At 69.2% G+C, this 16470-nt stretch carries 18 protein-coding genes and 1 tRNA gene; 10 read left to right on the top strand and 9 right to left on the bottom strand.

Annotated elements, in window-relative coordinates; translation table 11 throughout:
• The 4 genes from VGR06_RS33895 to VGR06_RS33880 form a co-directional block, all read right to left on the bottom strand.
• Window positions 1-888, bottom strand: an 888-nt coding sequence (locus VGR06_RS33895) for a hypothetical protein (RefSeq protein WP_327563272.1), incomplete at its 3' end; no start/stop codon positions are given.
• Window positions 889-1197: 309 nt separating this feature from the next.
• Window positions 1198-1284, bottom strand: a tRNA-Ser gene (locus VGR06_RS33890).
• Window positions 1285-1319: 35 nt separating this feature from the next.
• Window positions 1320-1772: a nucleoside deaminase gene (locus VGR06_RS33885; protein WP_327563271.1), complete on the bottom strand. Its 453-nt coding sequence runs from the start codon at window positions 1770-1772 to the stop codon at window positions 1320-1322.
• Entirely contained in the window at window positions 1769-2254 is a 486-nt protein-coding gene (locus VGR06_RS33880; protein WP_327563270.1) for a tRNA adenosine deaminase-associated protein, read from the bottom strand. The genes VGR06_RS33885 and VGR06_RS33880 overlap by 4 nt, the downstream gene beginning before the upstream one ends.
• Window positions 2255-2330: 76 nt before the next feature.
• Between VGR06_RS33880 and VGR06_RS33875 the strand changes: the two genes are divergently transcribed.
• The 3 genes from VGR06_RS33875 to VGR06_RS33865 are packed head-to-tail and all read left to right on the top strand — an operon-like array spanning window position 2331 to window position 6593.
• Window positions 2331-3578: a M20 family metallopeptidase gene (locus tag VGR06_RS33875; protein ID WP_327563269.1), complete on the top strand. Its 1248-nt coding sequence runs from the start codon at window positions 2331-2333 to the stop codon at window positions 3576-3578.
• Between the two features lie 13 nt (window positions 3579-3591).
• Entirely contained in the window at window positions 3592-4572 is a 981-nt protein-coding gene (locus VGR06_RS33870; protein ID WP_327563273.1) for a prephenate dehydrogenase, read from the top strand.
• Window positions 4573-4613: 41 nt separating this feature from the next.
• The gene (locus VGR06_RS33865) at window positions 4614-6593 is read left to right on the top strand and encodes a fibronectin type III domain-containing protein (RefSeq protein ID WP_327563268.1); all 1980 of its coding nucleotides are present in this window, start codon (window positions 4614-4616) and stop codon (window positions 6591-6593) included.
• A gap of 241 nt (window positions 6594-6834) precedes the next feature.
• Here VGR06_RS33865 and VGR06_RS33860 read toward each other — a convergent pair whose 3' ends face one another.
• The 3 genes from VGR06_RS33860 to VGR06_RS33850 all read right to left on the bottom strand — a co-directional run bounded on the left by VGR06_RS33860 (window position 6835) and on the right by VGR06_RS33850 (window position 8831).
• Window positions 6835-7431: a putative glycolipid-binding domain-containing protein gene (locus VGR06_RS33860; RefSeq protein ID WP_327563267.1), complete on the bottom strand. Its 597-nt coding sequence runs from the start codon at window positions 7429-7431 to the stop codon at window positions 6835-6837.
• Window positions 7428-7634 carry an antitoxin gene (locus VGR06_RS33855; protein ID WP_327563266.1) on the bottom strand — a complete coding sequence of 69 codons (207 nt, stop codon included), beginning with the start codon at window positions 7632-7634 and terminating at the stop codon, window positions 7428-7430. The genes VGR06_RS33860 and VGR06_RS33855 overlap by 4 nt, the downstream gene beginning before the upstream one ends.
• Before the next feature lie 69 nt (window positions 7635-7703).
• The gene (locus tag VGR06_RS33850; RefSeq protein WP_327563265.1) at window positions 7704-8831 is read right to left on the bottom strand and encodes a thioester domain-containing protein; all 1128 of its coding nucleotides are present in this window, start codon (window positions 8829-8831) and stop codon (window positions 7704-7706) included.
• Window positions 8832-9029: 198 nt separating this feature from the next.
• On the opposite strand from VGR06_RS33850, the gene VGR06_RS33845 reads away from it, so the two are divergent.
• The 4 genes from VGR06_RS33845 to VGR06_RS33830 all read left to right on the top strand — a co-directional run bounded on the left by VGR06_RS33845 (window position 9030) and on the right by VGR06_RS33830 (window position 12677).
• On the top strand, window positions 9030-9989 hold the full coding sequence (locus tag VGR06_RS33845) for a hypothetical protein (RefSeq protein ID WP_327563264.1): 960 nt from the start codon (window positions 9030-9032) through the stop codon (window positions 9987-9989).
• A gap of 215 nt (window positions 9990-10204) precedes the next feature.
• Window positions 10205-10759: an RNA polymerase sigma factor gene (locus VGR06_RS33840; protein ID WP_327563263.1), complete on the top strand. Its 555-nt coding sequence runs from the start codon at window positions 10205-10207 to the stop codon at window positions 10757-10759.
• Complete coding sequence (locus VGR06_RS33835; RefSeq protein ID WP_327563262.1) at window positions 10756-12054, top strand: ABC transporter substrate-binding protein; 1299 nt, start codon at window positions 10756-10758, stop codon at window positions 12052-12054. The genes VGR06_RS33840 and VGR06_RS33835 overlap by 4 nt, the downstream gene beginning before the upstream one ends.
• Before the next feature lie 26 nt (window positions 12055-12080).
• Window positions 12081-12677, top strand: a complete 597-nt coding sequence (locus VGR06_RS33830; RefSeq protein WP_327563261.1) for a hypothetical protein — start codon at window positions 12081-12083, stop codon at window positions 12675-12677.
• Here VGR06_RS33830 and VGR06_RS33825 read toward each other — a convergent pair whose 3' ends face one another.
• The gene (locus VGR06_RS33825) at window positions 12678-14354 is read right to left on the bottom strand and encodes a DUF885 domain-containing protein (protein ID WP_327563260.1); all 1677 of its coding nucleotides are present in this window, start codon (window positions 14352-14354) and stop codon (window positions 12678-12680) included.
• Between the two features lie 46 nt (window positions 14355-14400).
• Between VGR06_RS33825 and VGR06_RS33820 the strand changes: the two genes are divergently transcribed.
• Entirely contained in the window at window positions 14401-14859 is a 459-nt protein-coding gene (locus VGR06_RS33820; protein WP_327563259.1) for an SRPBCC family protein, read from the top strand.
• Here the strand turns inward: VGR06_RS33820 and VGR06_RS33815 are convergent.
• Window positions 14804-15154 carry a hypothetical protein gene (locus VGR06_RS33815; protein WP_327563258.1) on the bottom strand — a complete coding sequence of 117 codons (351 nt, stop codon included), beginning with the start codon at window positions 15152-15154 and terminating at the stop codon, window positions 14804-14806. The genes VGR06_RS33820 and VGR06_RS33815 overlap by 56 nt on opposite strands.
• Before the next feature lie 95 nt (window positions 15155-15249).
• On the opposite strand from VGR06_RS33815, the gene VGR06_RS33810 reads away from it, so the two are divergent.
• Entirely contained in the window at window positions 15250-16131 is an 882-nt protein-coding gene (locus VGR06_RS33810; RefSeq protein ID WP_327563257.1) for a helix-turn-helix transcriptional regulator, read from the top strand.
• On the top strand, window positions 16109-16333 hold the full coding sequence (locus VGR06_RS33805) for a DUF397 domain-containing protein (RefSeq protein WP_327563256.1): 225 nt from the start codon (window positions 16109-16111) through the stop codon (window positions 16331-16333). The genes VGR06_RS33810 and VGR06_RS33805 overlap by 23 nt, the downstream gene beginning before the upstream one ends.
• The last annotated feature ends 137 nt before the right edge of the window (window positions 16334-16470 follow it).

The following is a 16470-nucleotide window of genomic DNA, read 5'->3' as shown; positions in this document are numbered from 1 at the left end:
TGAGATGGCTCGGATCTTACGTTTTCCGCGGCCGGAGACGATCCCCCGGGAGCGAGCATCTTTCCGGTCGGTCGCTGTGATCTCGACGGCCGGCTTCGTGATCTCGTACATATCCCGGAGCACGTCGTTCCGGAAGCGCTTCAGATGCTTCTGGGTCGCGGCTCTGACATCCCGGGGAACCCGGTTTTCCTGAAAGCTTTCGTGCAGAAACCCGGCGGCTACCGTGCCATGTTTGCCGACGAATTCCGACAGTCGGCAGGTGACAACCAAAGACGCTACGAGGTAGAGGCTTTCGTCGTACGACATCAAATGTGCCGGTTTTGAGTCGATCGTCACATCGAGAGCGTCGGGCAGCATTCCCTTGGGGAAGTCGGCCACCGGGACAGCCCAGGCCGCGGTTGGCTCCGCGCTCAGTCGAAGTTCCTTGGTAACCCGGTGTGTAGCGACGGGATCGGTGGGGAAGATTTCTTCGGTTATCCGCATCGTGGAACGATGGGGCTCGAGAAGAAGCCCAATTGTCGGCTCAAGGTCGAAATCCTTGTACTTGGTGTAACCCTGTTCGATGAGCCGGCTGATGAACGGTCCGTCAAGAACACAGGGAATCGGTTTGCCGACACCATCTTCCGGGTGGCGCTCGATCTCCTTCGCGGCGTACCTGCGCGCATACCGCTGGCAGTAGACGGCAGCGAACAACTGGTGTGCGAGCAGGGCGCCCCCGACGACCAGAGCGACCGGCTTCCCGAAGCCGACGATCGCGGGATAGCGGCTCCAGTGAATAGCCGCCAAGCAGAGCAGTAGTGCGGCCGTGGCCGAGACGGAAAAACTGGGCGCCAGTAACCGGCTGGTCGGAAAGCCGCTTCTTGCATGCGCTCTGTCACGTTCCGTCAAGGCTACGCCTCTTCCCGAGTTCCGCTCACCATGAATGATGCTGGTAGAGAACTCGGAATAGCTTCAACCATTGTTACGCAGCGCAAGCATCCGGGCGGGATTTGTCCAGCGCGTTGGGCCTTTGGGCCCTAGTCGAGAGATCCCAAATACCCGTGAATCCACCCACGTCGCAGCCCCGCTGGTCCAAGACCAACGTGCCCAGTCCGAGTCGGGAGGAGCAAGCACCGTGGGGGTCTGGGGGTCGCCCCCCAGAAGAAATCCGAGGCGACCCGGTCCGCGCCTTCCGCGGACACAGGCCCCTGAGACGAGCGGTAGCGGTGGGATTTGAACCCACGGAGGACTTGCATCCTCACGCGCTTTCGAGGCGCGCTCCTTCGGCCGCTCGGACACGCTACCGCCGGCAAGGGTACCGGAGGGCGGTTGAGGGCGGCTCAGCGGTGGTTGGCGAAGAACTCGTCGAGGAGGGCGGAGCAGTCGGGGGCGAGGACGCCGCCAACCACCTCGGGGCGGTGGGTGAGGCGGCGGTCGCGGACGACATCCCACAGCGAGCCCACGGCGCCGGTGCGGGGTTCCCAGGCGCCGAAGATGAGGCGGGCGACCCGGGCCAGGACCAGGGCGCCGGCGCACATGGTGCAGGGCTCGACGGTCACTACCAGGGTGCAGCCGGTCAGGCGCCAGCCGTCTCCGAACACCGCGGCGGCGGCGCGCAGCGCCAGCAACTCGGCGTGGGCGGTGGGGTCGCCCAGGGCTTCGCGGGCGTTGCAGGCCGACGCTAGTTCGACGCCGTCCGGGGAGAGGACGACGGCGCCGATCGGGATGTCGTCGGTGGCGAGGGCTCGGCGGGCAACCACCAAGGCGGACCGCATGAGGTCGGCATGGCTCACTGGTCGATGGTGTCGAGGAGCTTGGTGAACTCCTCGTCGAAACCGCAGCGTTGGGCGACCATTTGGAGTTGCTCGTCGGGGTAGAGGTCCACGTCGTCGATGATGACCTGGAGTTCGGGGGCGGGCAGGCCGAGGTCGGCGAGGATGTCCAGCGATCCTTCCGGCCAGACTTCTTCGTCGTCGTCGGGTGGGTCGACGCGGAGCAGGTCGAGGGCGTCGGCGGCGATGTCGTAGTCGAGGGCCGCGGCGGCGTCGGAGAGGAGCAGGGACACGCCGCCGGGGCTGGGGCGCAGGAGTAGGAAGAACTCGTCGTCGACGGCGAGCAGGCCGAAGACCGCGCCGGTGGACCTGATCTTCCGTAGTTCGGTGATCGCGGCGTCCAGCTCGCGCAGCGCCGAGCTGTCCAGCGCGGTACACCGCCATTTGCCGTCCTCGCGGACGACCGCCACCGCGAAGCCCGTGATGGGCTCCTGCTCCGCCATGCCCACACGGTATTCCCCGGGCCCGCCGGCAGGAAGCACCAGTCCACCTTGGCTCGTCCGTGTCACTATCAAGGGTATGAAGGTGATCGTTCCCGATCGGCCCAACCTCCCGCCCGACCTGCGGACCGATCCGCGGTTCGCCGGACTGCTCGACGCGGCCCGCGCGCTGCAGCCGCGGACGGTGGCGCTGCGCAGGAATCTGCACAAGCATCCCGAAGTCGGGCTGGACCTGCCGCACACCCAGGCCGCGGTGCTGCGCGCGCTGGAGGGGCTCGACCTGGAGCTGACCGCCGGCAAGGCGTGCACCTCCGTCGTCGGGGTACTGAAAGGCGCCCGGCCGGGGCCGGCGGTGCTGCTTCGCGGTGACATGGATGCGCTGCCGCTGCAGGAGGACTCCGGCCTGTCGTTCGCCTCCGAGGTGGACGGCCACATGCACGCCTGCGGGCACGACACGCATGTGGCGATGCTCGTCTCGGCCGCGCGGCTGCTGCACTCCCGCCGTGAGGCGCTGGCCGGCCGGGTGGTGTTCATGTTCCAGCCGGGGGAGGAGGGCCACCACGGCGCGCGGCACATGATCCACGAGGGCCTGCTGGACGCCGCCGGCACGGCCATCGAGAAGGCGTTCGCGTTGCACATCACGTCCACCGCGCCCACCGGCGTGGTGTGCACCCGAGCGAACACGATCATGGCGGCGGCCGACTCGTTCCTGGTGCGGGTGACCGGCCGGGGCGGGCACGGCGCGCTTCCGCACGACGCGCTGGATCCGGTTCCGGCCGCGGCGGCCATGGTCGGCGCGCTGCACACGATGATCACCCGCCGGGTGGACGTGTTCGAGCCGGCGGTGCTCACCGTCGCCCGGATCACCGCGGGTACCACGACGAACGTGATCCCGGAGACCGCCGAGCTGGAGGGCACGCTGCGCAGCCTCACCGAGCGGACCCGCCGGCGGCTGCACGAGGAGCTCACCCGGATCTGCGAGCACACCGGCGCGGCGCACGGCTGCCGGGTCTCGGTGGACATCACCCCCGGCTACCCGCCCACGGTCAACGACGAGGGGGTCGCCGGCCGGGTGATCGACCTGGCCGGCTCGGTGCTCGGCGCCAGGCACGGCGCGGTGATGACCGACCCGCTCATGGCCTCCGAGGACTTCTCCTATGTCCTGCAACGGGTTCCCGGGGCGCTGGCGTTCCTGGGCGCATGCCCGCCGGGGGTCGAGCCGGAGCAGGCACCGCCGAACCACTCCAACCGGGTGCACTTCGACGAGTCCGCGTTCGCCAGCGGGGTGGCCACCTATGCGGCGTTCGCTCTGGACGCGTTGCGCTGAGATCATGCAACGTGTGCGTCCGGTATGCGTGATCGGCCTGGGGCTCATCGGCGGTTCCGTGCTGCGCGCGGCCGGGGCCGCCGGCCGGGTGGCCTGGGGTGCGACGGCCTCGGCCGAGGACGCGGCGGCGGCCGCGCGTGACGGCCACCCCATTGAGTCCACAGTGGACAGTGCGGTGCGCAGGGCCGCCGCCGAGGACGCCGTGGTCGTGGTGGCGGTGCCGCTGCCCGCGGTCGACGAGGTGCTCCGGCGCATCGCCGAGATCGCGCCGCACGCCCTGCTCACCGACGTGGTCAGCGTGAAGTCGCCGGTGGTGGCCGCGGTCCGGCGGATCACCCCCACCGTCCGGTACGCCGGCGGCCACCCGATGGCCGGGGCCGCCGTGTCCGGTTGGGCCGCGGGCTCGGCCACCCTGTTCGAGCACGCGTCCTGGGTGGTCACGGTGGAGCCGGACACCGACGTCGCGACCTGGCGGGCGGTGGCCGAACTGGCCCTGGACTGCGGCGCGCACGTGGTCCCGGCCACCGCCGCCGAGCACGACGCCGCGGTGGCCCGGGTCTCGCACCTGCCGCACGTGCTGGCCGCGGTGCTGGCCTCGGCCGGAGCCGCGGGCGGGCCGCTGGCGCTGGCGCTGGCCGCGGGCTCGTTCGGCGACGGCACCCGGGTCGCCGGCTCCCGGCCCGAGCTGGTGCTGGCCATGTGCGAGGGAAACCGGGAGCAGCTCCTGGCCGCGCTCGACGACGCGCTCGGCAAGCTGGGTGTCGCGCGGGGCGCGCTGGCCTCGACCGGATCCCTCGGTGCCACCGTACGCAGCGGAAACGAGGGCCGAACCGCGCTCACCCGGTTGCAACGGGGGCAGCGGACCCTGACGAAGCTGGACCTGACGGCGGCCGGCGCGCTGGACCAGTTGGCGGAGCTTGGCCGGCGCGGTGGGTGGATCACCGGCTTCGACGGCGACACGGCACTCGCCGAGCTTCCCGAGATCCCCGCCTGAAGTTCCTTCCCCGCAAGCCCGTCCAGGCCATAACGTAAGGCGTGGATCGGCGCCTGATGCACAAGATCGCCCTCGTCGGCGGCTGCCTGGTGCTGATCGCCGGCGCCGTGCTCGTCCTACGCGACCCGGAATCCGGCGACGTCGTCGAGTCCGAGCCACCACCGCCGCAGCAGACCTCGGTCACGCCGTTCGCGGACAAGTCGATCGGCCTGCCGGACCGCGGCGAGAAGCCCGATCCGCCACGCGGGTTGTCCATCAAGGCCAGGGAGAACCGGCTGCTGGTCGGCTGGGGACCGGAGCACATCGGGGAGCCCGAGCCGGCCCGCGCGGCCGGATACGAGGTGCGCTGGGGCGAAGGCGGACGGTTCACCCACACGCGCTACGTGGCCGAGCCGGTCATCCAGCTCGACGGGCTGCAGAACGACATCCAGTACACCGTGGTGGTGCGCACGGTCGACGCGTTCGGCCAGCGGTCCGTCGCGCTGCGCGGGCAGGGCACGCCGTCCGCCGAGGCGGTACAGGATCCCGCGCTGTACACGATGATCGACCGGTTCAACGGCGAGATCGTGCCGGATCCGCAGCGGTGGAGCCTGGTCGGCGTCGGCAACTGCACCAAGGCGGCGCGCGGGGCCGGGGAGGACGTCCGGCGGATGGTGATCACCGCGCAGTGCGGCAACACCGGCGAGGCGGTGGCGCTGCGCTCGCGCACCCCGATGCGGCTGGCCGATGGCAGCGCCGGCGGTGAGCTCGGCCGGTTCATCGTGCAGACCGACCGGCCGGGCCAGACCGGCGAGTTGATGCTGGACCTGGTGCCCGGGCCGGCCGACCTGATCGGCCGCCCGCCGTCGATTCCGCTGCCGCCGGCCGTACCGGGCCGGGCCTCGGTCGACGAGTCGCTCCCGCCCGGCACCATCCGGGTGCGGGTCTCCGGCCGGCCGGACGGGACCACCGTGCGGGTGCAGGTGGCGCCGGGAACTCCGTTGCTGGGCAAGCCGATCGCGGTGCCGGTGGGCCCGCTGCCGGCGCCGTACATCGCCGTGTCGGTGCGCTGGGAGGTCGTGCTGCGGACCGACGGCGTGCAGGTCCTGCGGGACGGCGTGGTGGTCGGCGGCGGTGACGTGGTGCCGCCGTGGCGGGAGGCCACCGCGCTGATCGGGTTCGCCGGGGGGCCGAGCGGGTTGTACGCCTCCATGGACCTCATCGGGTTCACCGGGGCGCGCACCGAGGCGGCGCCCCTGCTGTCCGCGCCGCTGGTCGACTTCGACCGCGCCGTGGCCGCACCGGGTCCGGGCACGCAGACCTCGGCGAACGGCCGGAAGCTGTTCGGCGTGCGGACCGCGCTGCTCCGGTTGACCCTGCTCTCCCAGCGGAACCAGAACCCGCCCGGCCGGTTCATCGTGGACATCGGTGGGCAGCGGATTCCGCTCCGCACCGCCGTTCCCGGGCAGCCGATGCAGGTCGGCGTGCGGCTGCCGGTGGTGGCCGACATCCCGCCGGAGTCGCTGGTCTTCGCCGACAACGCCGACTTCATCCCGATCCAGGTGCGCAGCCTGGCCGCCGAGGACGGGGCGACCACGCAGGTGATGACCGCCGAGTTGGAGCTGACCGGCGAGGGCCTCGGCACGCCGGTCACCCGCCCGGCCGGCCCGCCGCTGGCCCGCCCGGTCCCGGCGCTCGCGGTGCCCGCCGTGGCCGTGTACGACGCCGCCGGCCAGCCCCTGCCGCAGCTGGAGAACGTGCCACGCGGCCGGCTCGTCCTCGAGGTCACCGCGGACGCCGCCGCCGCGCAACGGCTCACCGGCGCGGTCGCCGGGCTCGCCGGCATCGAGGTCAGCCTGGACGGCAAGCAACTCGCCGGCATCCCCACCGCGGCCGAAGGCCCCGGCATCGGCGGCCGCTGGCGGATCGCCCTCAACACCACCGAGATCCCCCCGGGCAGCCACAACCTCCAGGTGACGGCCATCGGGGTCGATCAGAACACGGCCTTCACGGTCGCCTACGCCTCATTTGTCATGCGGTAGTGGATGTGGTGGGAGGGAAGCAACGTCACGTCGCTTCCCACCCGACCCAGGCGCGGTCAGGGTGGTCCACACGTGCCTTGAAGGCGGCTTTCGGGACGTTGAACGTCTTGAAGGCCACCTTCAGGACAGTGGTCAACGCCCCACCGGTCCCACCAGCCGCACCAGACCCCGGATCACCCCGATCGCGATGGACAACGTCCTCTGGAGGGCGGGGGCCGGCGTGTCACTGCTGAAGCATGCCTTAGATCCGGTGCGCTCGGCCCGGGAAGTCGATGATCATGCCGTCGCGGTCGACGGTGAGGTCGGCGTCGTGGTCGACGTCGGCGTAGCTGATGACTGACCCGTGGTCGTCGATGGAGATCGTGCGGTAGGTCTGGCGGACCACGCTGATGGTCAGCGAGGGGAGGCTGACCATCAGCACGGGCAGCTCGAACTCGCCGGCCTCGCGGTGCAGTCCGAGGCGGCGGATGGGGAGCGCGTTGAAGGTGACGGCGCCGGACACGTCGATGTCGATGGCGCCGTCGAAGGAGCTGCGCTGCTGGGTGCCGTCGCCGTGGTCGATCAGCCAGACGCCGTCCTCGCTGCGGGACAGCGACATCTGGGTTTCCTCTTCGGCGGTGGTGGTGCGGAACATCAGCCGCCCGGCCTCCTCGGCGCGCTCCACGGACGCGGCGAACGAGGCGTTGAACCCCTCGACGCCGGTGACCTGGTTGGCCGCCGCGACGATCCGCCCGTAGGCACGTAATCGGCTGCCGGAGAACAGCAGCCGCACCGACTCCAGGCTCGGTGACACCACCCGCTGCCAGGTGAGGATCACCGGCCGGCGCGACTCATTCACTCGTTCCCGGACTCCCCACTCGGCTTGGGCTCGTCCGGGATCAGGCCCTTGATCTTGTCGGCCACCTTGTCGACGGTCTCGTCGTGGCCGAACCGGTCCTTGGCGAAGCCGGCCGCCTTGTCGACGCCGGACTCGATCTGGTCGCCGTGCTCTTTGACCAGGTCCTCCGCCTTCTTCTTCAGGTCGTCGAAGTCGATACCCATGGCGCACAACCTACCGACGAGCCGCGGCTCCCGCCCGGTCAGCCGGACGGGAGCCGCGTGGGGGAAATATCAGGCGTTTCCACGCCGGCGCAGGAACAGCAGCGCGGCGCCACCGGCACCGAGCAGCACCAGGCCGAGCAGCGCCGGAACGAAGATCGACGCGCCGGTGTCGGCCAGCGCGGGACCGGCGGACGCCTGCGCGGCCGGCGTGGTCGTGGTCGCCGGCGCCGTGGCGGTCCAGGTGGCCTTCGCCCCGGCGGTCAGCGTCGTCGACTCGGAGGTCGCGACGATCACGGTCTGTGCCGGGTGGTCCGCGTAGTTGCCGGCCACGAACAGCCGGCCGGTGGCCACCGGGGCGGTCGCGGACAGGCCGAACGTGCCGGTGCCGGGCGCGGTGCCGGCCGGGACGTCCACGAACACCTGGGTGCCGTTCTTGATCGCGGTCGCGGCGATCTCCTTGCCGTCCTTGTCGACGAGCTGCACGCCGGCCGGGAGCTGGGTGGTCAACTCCTTGACGTCACCGGTGGTGTTCACGGTGAACGGGCCGACCCGCTGGCCGATCCGGCCGGTCTGCTCCTTCGGGGTGATCTCCAGCGCGGCGGTCGGCGCCTTGCCCAGCCCGACGTTCTGCGCGCCGGTGAGGTAGTCGTAGAGGGCCCACACGTCCTCGGCGGTGCCCTTGGTGGCGGCCTCCTTCAGCGGGGCGGCCGCCTCGAGGTCGACGCCGTCGCTGAAGTGCCAGGCGGCGGCCTGCGTGGCGGTGATCGCCTCCTTCGCACTGAGCCCACCGTGCAGGGTCTTGCCGGCGCCGGTCAGGACGCTCGCGAGCGTCGCCGTGTCCTTGACCGGGAAACCGTTGTGCAGCACCCAGTTGAGCTTGTCCCGCTGGGCGGTGAACGGCGAGCTGGCGTTGGGGTAGGCATCCCAGGGCCGCTCGACCATGAGGTCCTTGGCGTGGTCGATCTTCTCCTTGATCTCCGCGCAGTAGACCCGGAGCGAGCCGCCGTTCGACAGGGTGAGCGTGAACAGGATGGTATGCGGGTCGCCGCCCGCACCGCCGAGGTTGACCCGGTAGCCGGAGGTCCCGCCGTCCGCCACGGTGCCCGTGACGCCGTCCGCTCCGGCCGGTACCGCGGCGGCCATCAGCGCCGCGGCCGCCGCGAGGACGCCCGATCCGATCTTCAACCCGCTGGCCATGCCTCTCCTCTGTTTGCCTGAACGTTCAATAACCCATACGGGGTAGCCCAGCTGTGATCAACGGGCGGGAACCTTACCCAGAGGTGTAGATCGCTCACTCACAGGGGTCACACGGCGCCCGGTTCGGGTGCGGTGGTATCGCTGTGCGTTGCCTGAGAAAAGGGCCTGCCAGCCGGGTGCTCGACTACTGTTCGCCTCGTGACCAGTTGGCAGGGCAACGAGGGCGGCTGGAACCCACAACAGGACCCGTACGGCCAGCAGTACGGCTCCGACCCGTATCCGAGCCCGCAGTACGGCGCCGATCCGTACAGCGCCTACGGCCCGGGCGGGACCGCCGCGTACCCGGCCTACCAGTCCGGCTACGGCGCGTCACCACCGCCGCCCGAGCCGCCGAAGCGCTCCCGGCTCCCGATCGTGCTGAGCCTGGTGGCCGTCCTCGCCGTGGTCGGCACCACGATCATGATCCTGGTGCTCAACCGCGGCGGCGATCCCGCACCCACCGCCGGCGGCGCACCGAGCTCGGCCAGCACGACCAGCAGGCGGCCGTCGAGCTCGGTGCCCAGGCTCCCGTCCTCCAGCCGGCGCCCCTCCCCGTCGGTCACCACGCCGCCGAACCGCGAGGGCTGGACGACCGTGACCATGGTCGGCGGGACGTATCAAGTGCCCGCGGACTGGCGGAAGACCAACCAGAAGCGCGACAGCGGGCTCGGCGTCCAGTTCGACGAGGGTGCCGAAGGCGGGCCCTACACCTGCGGCGGCAAGGAGTACTTCCGCGGCTTCGCGGCCAGCGGCGAGGTGCAGAGCCGGGACGGTTCCCCGCTCGACCTCAACAAGACGGTCACCGATTTCGCCGGCGCCTTCGCCAAGGAGTACTACGCCAACCCCAAGATCGACCTGCCGGCGCCCACCGCCACCACCGCCAGCGGCAAGAATGCCGCCGTGGTCACCGCCAAGCTCACCATCACGCCGACCAGCGCGGAGTGCGAAGCCACCACCGGTGAGGTCGCCGTCGTCGGCGTGGAGATCGACAAAGGCGGAAAGGCCACCGGCGTCCGCATGGTGGTCGTGGTCAACGACCTTTCCGGCGGCCCGGCCGCCCCGCCCGCCCTTCCCGACGCGCTGGCCGAGCAGATCCTGGAAACCGTCAGCGTGAGCTAGCGCCGCACCAACGAAAAGCCGGCGCGAACGGCACCGTTGCGGTGTGCCGCGCGTCTGTGTGTCGTGTTCGGCATTGGCGTGGCCGGGATCCGCTTGCGCCCCGTAGAAGATTTTTTGTCACCACCGGTCCGTTCGGCGCACTCATGTGTGGACGAGGACTGGCGCTGTTGGGAGGTGACAGGTGTGGAATCTGTCAGCGGCATGGAGACGATGGCGTGAACCGCGACCCGGCCGCCGAGGGACGGCAACAGCGGGCGGTGGAGCTGCGCGAGGCGCACTACGTGGAGTTGGCCGCGTATGCCATGTGGCAGGGTTGCACCAGGGTCGAAGCGCAGCAGGTGGCGAACGACAGCCTGGCGCAGCTGACGATCCGTGAGTTCGACCTGGACGCCAAGCCGATCGAGAATCCGCGCGCTTGGCTCTATGTGGTCGCCCGCTACAAGGTGCTCGAGTTGTTCCGGGACCGCCGGGGGCACCTGCCGCTCACGGAGCTTCCCGACCAGCACGCCGTCGACCCCGCTCTCCGACCCGAGGAATACACCGAATGGGTCGAGGTGATCGACGCGATGCAGAAGTTGCCGTACAAGCATCGGCTACCGCTCATTCTTTCCGCACGAGGTGACTCGATCGCCGAGATGGCGAGGCTCCTGGACTGCAGTACCGACGCCGCCAAGCAACGATTACACCGAGCCCGCAAAGAGCTCCGAGTCAAGCTCGGGATGGATACGTCCCCGAGCACAGTCACCTCGAGCAAAGGGGAGGGAAAATGACTGTCTCTTGGAACGGTCACACCGAGGGTGACGACTACTTAGACAGTCAGTTGCATGCCATCAACAAGCGCCTCGTCGAGATGTTCATGGCAGACGTCGATAATCCCGTTCAGGTGGCCAGGTTCTTCGACCTGATCGAAACGCAGGCAGAGAGCGAACGCGAACGAGCCCGGCAGGAGACGCATTTTCGCGACATCGTCGGCACGGACGGCGGGACCGCGAAGCTGGTGTCGGGGGACACCGAGCCACTGCCGGTGATCCGGGCGCGCCGGGCGATTCATCTTCCCGGCTCCGGGGGGATCATCGCGATCGCCCTGGGCATGGTGGTTCTCCTGGTTGCGTTCCTGGTCGTTTCGAGGCTTCAGGCATCTCCGGGATCCGAGGCCAAGTTGACCCTGGCCGGGGGCCTGGAGAAGCCCGACCTGAAGATCTCGATCATGACCACCACCGACCTCAGCCCATTCTGGTTCGCCGTCAAGAAGGGGTACTTCAGGGACGCGGGGTTCACCTTCGATCCGCAGAAGGATGTCGCGATCGCGAAGAGTGGCCCTGAATCGGTTGACAAACTGGCGGCCAAACAGGTCGACATCGCATACTCCAGCTATCCGGCGTTCTTCATCGCCAAGAGCAACGGCAAAGATGTCAAGCTGGTTGCGGACGCGTCATCCGCGGGACCCAACAGTTGCATGGTCGTCGCCGGGTTGAGCTCGAAGGTCCGGACCATCAAAGATATCGCGCACGCTCGGGTCGCGGTGACCGCGCGAAACACCATATCGGACCTGATGGTCATGTCCACACTGAAGACGAACGGTATCGACTACAGCACCATTCAGTGGGTCCAGACCCCGTTCCCGACCATGGCGCCGATGCTGGCCAGCGGGGATATCGACGCGGCGTTCCTGACCGAGCCGTTTCTGACCCAGGCGCAGATGCAGGTCGGTGCGGTCCCGGTGTTCGACGCCGCGACCGGCCCGACCGCGAACCTGCCGACGGCCGGCTTCGGCGCGGACGCCGATTTCGTCCGAAACTACCCGCGAACGCTGGCCGCGTTCCAGAAGGTCATGGAGCGTGCCACCATCGAAGCGAAAGCGGACCGGAGCAAGGTCGAGGAACTGTTACACGAGTTCGCCGGTATTGACTCCACTACCGCGAAGCTGGCGACGCTGCTCACGTTCCAGTCGTCGCTGGAGGCAACCCGGATACAGCGGGTCGCGGACCTGATGACCGAGTTCGGCGTGCTCGGAGCGCGGATGGACGTGTCGCAGATGATCGCCAAGTCGCCGGACAGCCGCTGACTTCTCCCACCGGAAGGAACGGTGTGGTGACCGCACAGTACTACCGCGTAGGACCCATTCTGTGGCCAGCGGTGCACCGGACCGTCGTCGTCTTCGACATCGAAGGGTTCGGCGACCGGCGCCGGACCAACCGGCACCAGATCGTGGTCCGCGACGGCCTGTACCACACGCTGGAGCGCGCGTTCGAAAGGACGCACATCCGGTGGAGCAAGTGTTATCACGAGGACCGGGGTGACGGGCTGTTCGTGCTGGTGCCGGCCGAGATACCGAAGTCCCTCTTCATCGACGTCCTGCCGACGGAGCTGGCGGACGCGCTGAACGAGCACAACTGCGCGCACTGCCCGGAAGAGCGGATACGGCTGCGCATGGCGCTGCACGCCGGCGAGGTCAGCTACGACCACCACGGGGTCACCGCGGCCGCGATCACCTTGGCCTTCCGCCTGGTGAACGCTCCTTCGCTGAAGGCTGCGCTGGCCGAATCGACGGGCGAGCTGGCCCTCATCACGTCGCCCTGGTTCTTCGACGAGGTCGTCCGGAACAGCGCGGCCAGCAGCCCGGGCAGCTACTACCCGACCGAGGTGGTCATGAAGGAGACCCGAACGGTGGGCTGGATTCGCCAGTAGTCACCGGTTCGGGCCCAGCCGCGCCGTTGCCCAGTCGTTCACCACGCCCTCCAGCACGCTCAGGGCGAGGGAGCCGCTGCCCAGTAGGACGTCGTGGAACGAGCGGATGTCGAACGCCTCGCCCAGGCGGTCTTCGGCCGTGCGGCGCAGTCGCTGGATCTCCAGGCGGCCGACCATGTAGGACAGTGCCTGGCCGATGAACCCGATGTAGCGGTCCACCTCCGAGCCGATCTCCAGGTCGGACAGCGGGGTGTTCTGCTTGAGGTAGTCGACCGCCTGCTGCCGGGTCCAGCCCTTGGCGTGCAGGCCGGTGTCGACGACGAGGCGGCCGGCCCGCAGGGAGTCCATGGCGAGCATGCCGAGGCGGTCGAGGTCGCCGGAGTACAGGCCCATCTCGTCGGCCAGGCGTTCGGTGTAGAGGCCCCAGCCTTCGGCGTAGGCGGAGACCGGGGTGACCCGGCGGACCAGCGGCAGGTGCGTGAGCTCCTGGGCGAGGCTGAGCTGGAAGTGGTGGCCCGGCACGGCTTCGTGGAACGCGATCACCTCGGAGGTGAACCGGTCGCGCTGCTCGGCCTGGTAGGTGTTGGCGAAGTAGATGCCCGGGCGGGTGCCGTCCATGGACGGGATCATGTAGTAGGCGGCCGGCGCGCTGGGTGCCTCGGCGGCGGGCACCGGCTCCACCTTGCACTGCTGGCCGGGCAGCCGGCCGAACCAGCGCGGCGACTCCTGCTCGGCCCGCTCGATCGCGCGCATGGCCGCGGCCAGCAGCTCGTCGCCGTCGGTCCAGCGCAGCGCCGGGTCCGTGGACATGCGCCGGAAGATTTCCTGCCGGTCGGTCAGGCCGAACACCCGGGAGCCGATCTCGGCGAACTCCTCGCGCAGCGCGGCGATGATGTCCAGCCCGGTCTGGTGCAGATCCTCGGGCGTGCGCGCGGTCGTGGTGTGGATTGTGGACAGTCGCGTGTAGACGTCCGCACCCTCGGGGAGGAAGCAGGCGCCCGGGTGGTCGTCGTCCCGGCCGTGCTCGAGGATCTCCTCGGCCAGCACGGTGCGGTAGGCGGCGAACGCCGGGCGGACCGTGCCGGTGACCACCCGCTCGCGCTCCGCGGCCAGCGCCTCGGTGGGAAGTTCCTGGCGGAGCAACGGATCCGCGGCCGGGTTGGCGAGGTACCGGTCGATCAGCGTGATCGCGGAGTCGACCAGGCGGCGCACCGGGAGGCGCCCGGCGGCCACGCCGCCGCGGTGCCGCTCGGCCACCGCGGCGAGGTACTCGGGGATGGCCGCGAGCCGGGTGAGGTACGCCTCGGCCCGGTCCCGGTCGGACAGCGCGAACAGGGGCAGCGCGGAGAGCAGTTGCGCGGCCGGGCTGATGAACAGGCCGGTGATCGTGTACTCGATGAATCGCGTGTGGTGCGCGTCCACCCGGGCCAGGGCCTGCTGCTCGATCACGGCGCGGGTGACCGCATCCTCGGCGTCCAAAGTGGACGGATCGATGGCGGCGGCGCGCTCGGCGATGGACGCGGCACGGTCGGCGATCGCCTGCTCGCCGGCCTCGGACGGGTCGCCCAGCCGCTCGTCGTAACCCGGAACGCCGTACAGCGTGGCCTCGAGCGGCTCGGCCGTGAACAGCACGTCTACCAGCTCGTCACCGAGCGCATGCACCTCGTTCGTGGTCATAATCTGCAACCTACAGGCGTCCAGCCACGTACCCGGAGGTCACCAGATGCCAGATGCCCGAAGCTATTCCTTCCGGGTGACGGCCCGTAGCAGCGCCGCCGCGGCGAGCCTGTTCGCGCTGGAGGCGGACGGCAGCCGGTGGTCGGAGTGGGCGCGCCCGCTGGTGCCGACGTCGACCTGGGAACGCCAGGGCGACCCCGCGCCCGGCGGCATCGGCGCCATCCGGCGGCTCGGCCTGCACCCCGTGGTGGTGCGCGAGGAAACCGTGGCCTACGAGCAGGACCGGCGGCACGCCTACGTGCTGCGCACCCCCATGCCGATCAAGGACTACCGCGCCGAGCTCCTGCTCACCCCACGAGCCGACGGCGGCACGGATCTGGTGTGGCAGGCCACGTTCGCCGAGCGGGTGCGCGGCTCCGGTCCGGTCTTCCGGGTGCTGATGCGTGGCCTCATTGCCCTGCTGATGCGACGCCTGGTCCGAGCCGCCGAGCTTGGACGAGCCTGACGAACTCCCGTTCGGGGTCCTTGAGCACGTTGTAGATGTGATGGACGCCCGGGCACGGCCACGAGGTGTTGCAGCTCGGGCAATGACGATTCGCGGCGGCTTTCGGCGGCTCGTGATGGGCGAGTAGGCAGCGGATGACCGTGACCAGATCGTGGATTACCAAGCGGATCGTTTCCTGGTCCTGCTCCGCCCACGGCCCGGAGTCCGCGAGGTTTTCGGCCTCGTCGATATGCTGGTAGAGGTCCGCGCTCAGGAGTCGGAAGGCTTCGGCCTCAACCGGTGTCGTCGTGATCATGAACTCAGTCAACCGCTACCGGTACGGCCACCGCATTACCCCATTCGAGGGACACGCGAAGCGGTGTCCCATGGGCACAATTTATCGTCCCCGACATGAAGGACCGCGAGCCCACGATACGCAGCCGCACCCTCGGTGACGGCCTGCGCCAGGCGATGAAGTACGCCGGCTTCAACGCCGCCGAGATGGCCCACCAACTCGGCTGGTCCCCGAGCCGCGTCTCCCGGATCCTGTCCGGCAAGCGCGGCGGCTCCAGCGTCGACGTGGCTACTTTTCTTGCGGTGTGCGGCATCCGCGGCGAGGAACGCGACCGCCTCATGACCCTCACCCTCGACCAGAACGATCCCGGCTGGCTCCAGAACCACGGCGCCCGCCTCCCCACCCAACTCCTCACCTTGATCGACCACGAGACCAAAGCCCAAAAGATCAGCCAACTCGAGCTCAATCTCATCCCAGGCTTGCTGCAGACCGGTGAGTATGCTCGCTGTCTCATCGAGGAAGCCGGTACGACTCCACCAGGTGAGATCGATGCTCGTGTGGCCGCTCGGCTTGGCCGGAAGAATGTGTTCAGCCGGCGCCAAGCTCCCTTGTGTATCTTCTACGTCCACGAGTTCGCCCTGCGCCTTCCCGTGGGTGGCCCGGTTGTGATGTCCGGGCAGTTGCACGAATTGCTTAAGGTATCGGTGCGCCCATCGATCATGCTGCGCATAGTGCCTGCTGCGCGAGGTGCGCATGCCGGGATCAATGGCTCGTTCCAGTTGTTGGAGTTCCGCAACATCAAACCGGTGGTCTACCTGGAGAGCGAGACATCGAGCTTGTTCCTGGAACGGCCAGTCGAGATCGACTCATACCGGACCATCCTCAGCGCACTGGATGCCACGGCATTGCCCGAGGGACAATCGAGGGAGTTCATCGCCGGCCTGGCGATGGAGCTCTACTCGGATCGAGAGGCCAATGATCACTTGGCGGAAGAGTAGCTTCAGCGGCACCAACGGCGGTTGTGTGGAAGTCGCCTGGCGCACGAGCAGCTTCAGCGGCACCAACGGCAATTGCGTCGAGGTGGCCCACGCGCCGGCCGCCGTGCTGGTGCGGGACTCGAAGTACGCGGACGGGCCCGTGCTGAGCCTGCCGGGGTTCGGGTGGCGCGTGCTCGTGGCGAGGCTCGCCACAGACGCGTAACACGCCTACGCCAACCCGTAACACGCCTACGCCAACCCGTAACACGCCTACGGGAAGCCGGGACACGCCCAGCTCGGCGTGTCCCGGCTCTGCGTAGCCATGTCCCGCCCTCGCGTAGTCATGTTCGGTGTTCGCGG

Origin of the sequence: Actinophytocola sp. (assembly GCF_036002505.1) — a bacterium.
In the GTDB taxonomy this organism is placed as follows: domain Bacteria; phylum Actinomycetota; class Actinomycetes; order Mycobacteriales; family Pseudonocardiaceae; genus DASYTH01.
This window is presented reverse-complemented; position numbering and strand designations above follow the sequence as displayed.